The following is a 467-nucleotide window of genomic DNA, read 5'->3' as shown; positions in this document are numbered from 1 at the left end:
GCACAAGATGCAGTCGAGCTTGATAACACCGCAGCGATCACAACCAGCATTGATAAAACCGCCGACGGCGTGATTAACGGCAACGGCGAAAGCGCCGCCATGGTCGTTCGTGGCACGGTGAGCGATGTGGAAGACGGTCAAACCGTAACGGTGATCATCAGTGATGGCACAAACCAAGTTGAAACCACTGCACTTGTACAAAACGGCGAATATGTTACCGATCCGATTGATGCAAGCGCATTAAACGACGGGACACTCACCGCTACAGCCAGCGTGTCTGATGTGGCTGGCAACCCGATTTCAGCACAAGATGCAGTCGAGCTTGATAACACCGCAGCGATCACAACCAGCATTGATAAAACCGCCGACGGCGTGATTAATGGCAACGGTGAAAGCGCCGCCATGGTCGTTCGTGGCACGGTGAGCGATGTGGAAGACGGTCAAACCGTAACGGTGATCATCAGTGA

Annotated in this window: 1 protein-coding gene; it reads left to right on the top strand. The window is 53.5% G+C overall.

All coding sequences use genetic code 11. The features are described from left to right. Positions 1-467, top strand: a 467-nt coding sequence (locus tag HUS62_RS22480; RefSeq protein WP_175081211.1) for a hypothetical protein, incomplete at both ends; no start/stop codon positions are given.

Source organism: Pseudoalteromonas sp. 0303 (assembly GCF_013349995.1).
Classification (GTDB): domain Bacteria; phylum Pseudomonadota; class Gammaproteobacteria; order Enterobacterales; family Alteromonadaceae; genus Pseudoalteromonas.
This window is presented reverse-complemented; position numbering and strand designations above follow the sequence as displayed.